Origin of the sequence: Protofrankia sp. Cj3, assembly GCF_917627355.1 — a bacterium.
In the GTDB taxonomy this organism is placed as follows: domain Bacteria; phylum Actinomycetota; class Actinomycetes; order Frankiales; family Frankiaceae; genus Protofrankia.
Genome location: NZ_CAKJTR010000246.1, coordinates 1 through 2,017 on the forward strand (window position 1 = coordinate 1; position 2,017 = coordinate 2,017).

General features: G+C 69.4%; 2 protein-coding genes. One reads left to right on the forward strand and one right to left on the reverse strand.

The window, feature by feature from the left end; all coding sequences use genetic code 11:
* Nucleotides 1–134 precede the first annotated feature (134 nt).
* Nucleotides 135–1,046, forward strand: a complete 912-nt coding sequence (locus tag MJ783_RS21400; RefSeq protein ID WP_239313223.1) for a hypothetical protein — start codon at nucleotides 135–137, stop codon at nucleotides 1,044–1,046.
* On the opposite strand, the gene MJ783_RS21405 is transcribed toward MJ783_RS21400, so the two are convergent.
* A complete protein-coding gene (locus tag MJ783_RS21405) occupies nucleotides 1,018–1,944 on the reverse strand; it encodes a TauD/TfdA family dioxygenase (protein ID WP_239313225.1) in 927 nt (308 codons plus the stop codon). The genes MJ783_RS21400 and MJ783_RS21405 overlap by 29 nt on opposite strands.
* Nucleotides 1,945–2,017 lie beyond the last annotated feature (73 nt).

Sequence of the window (2,017 nt, forward strand, 5' to 3'; positions counted from 1 at the left end):
AGCGCCCGGCTGGACGGCGCGCGCCGGGACGGTATCGGACAGGATCTCGTCGATCCCTGTGGGGTGCCAGAAGTCGGCTTCGGCCCGTGAGCTGGGGTGATGCGACGGTGCGGCGGCCGGCATGATGGTCAGCCATGTTCGTACGCCTGCTTCATCTGATCTTCGTGCGGGTGTGTGGCTGGCTGGTTCTCCTCGCTCGTTCGTCGGCGTCCAAGGACATCGAGCTGCCGGTGCTGCGCCATGAGGTCGCAGTGCCGCGTCGTACCCAGCCGAAGCCGCGGTGGGACTGGGCGGACCGGGCAGTCCTCGCCGCACTGATCAGGCTTCTCCCCAAGGCGCTGCGAGCGCTCCGGCTGGTCACGCCCGGCACCGTCCTACGGTGGCACCGCCGTCTGATCGTAGGGAAAGGGACCCATCCCCAGCGGATGGGTCGGCCACCGGTCGGCACGCAGATCGTGACCCTCATCGAGCGGCTCGCGACCGAGAACACGACGTGGGGCTACCAGCGGATCCCCGGCGAGCTGCTCAAGCTCGGTCACCGGGTGAGCGCCTCCACGATCCGCCGGGTCCTGACGTCCCGGGGGCTGCCCCCGGCTCCGCACCGGCAGACCGACACGACATGGCGGCAGTTCCTGCGTACGCGGGCGTCGACGATGCTGGCCGTGGACGTCTTCCACGTGGATTGCGCGGTGACGCTGCGGCGTCTGTACTGCTTCTTCGTCATCGACGTCGACGTCGGCGCCCGCGCCGGCGCCGCGCTCCGGTGCGGCTCGGCCCTTGGCGGGACGGGAGCCCAGGGGCCGAGGTCCGGTGAGCCGGGGATCGTCGAGTCGCCCTTCGGCAGGCCGGGGGCCGGTGGGTCACTCGGCTGGCGGGCGGCGAGTCTTCTGACCGCCGACCGCCGGCCGGAGGGCGCCCGGGGCGCGCTGGGACGAACGCCGAACCGGGACGAACGCCGAACCGGGACAGACGCCGGACTGGGACGGACGCCAAACCGGGACGGACGTGAGGCAGAGGTCAGTTCACCGTGGCGAACCTGTTGTTGAACTCGGTCGCGTCGCCCTGCAGCGCGTGGCTGTGCTCACCGTGCACCGACACGGGCACCTCTCCGACGACCGTCACCCGCTTGACCTGGCGGGGAACGGTGCCGTAATCGGCGCTGGCGTAGTGCTGGGTGAGGCGGTTGTCCCAGATGACCAGATCGCCGGTCTCCCACTTCCACCGCACGGTGTTCTCGGCGCGGGTGATCTCCTCCTGGAAGATTTTCTTCAGCGCCTCGAACGTCGAGGAGCTGAACCCGATGAAACCGCGGGCGAAGCCGCCGAGCAGCAGGGACCGCTCACCGGTCTCGGGGTGCACCCGGACCAGCGGGTGCCGCGTCTTGTAGATCGTCGGCAGGAAGCCGTTCCCGAACCGGGAGGGGTCGAGGTTCCTGAGCCGCTCAATCCGCTCGTGGGACTCGGCATAGTCGAAGTCGTTGGTGTGCAGCGTCCACAGCTGGTCGGCCAGCTCGCGCAGCTCCGGGCGTAGCGCGGTGTACGCACTGGCGGTGTTGGCCCAGATGGTGTCGCCGCCCACGTCCGGAATCCGCAGTCCACGCAGCACGGAGAACGACGGCGGCTGCACCACGAACGTCACGTCGGTGTGCCAGACGTTGGCGCGCTCGACCGACCTGCTGTAATCGAGGTCGAAGACCTCCGAGTCGGGGGCGACGTTCGGGTGCCCCTGGGTGATCGGGCCGAGGCGGCGGGCGAAGGCCACCTGCTCGTCGTCGTCAAGGTGATCCTGGCCGCGGAAGAACAGCACCTTGTGCTCCAGCAGGTTGGCCCGGATCGCCGCGATCACGTCGTCGGGCAGGTCTCCGGAGAGCCGCAGTCCGCTGATCTCGGCGCCGATGTTGCCGGTCAGTTGCCGTCCGTCCAGTGCGGTGAGCGTGGTGGTCATCGTTCTCCTTCTTGATGTCGCCTCGTGAGTCGGTCGATCGGTCGGGTCGGGCGCGAGGGTGACGCGGGGTCCT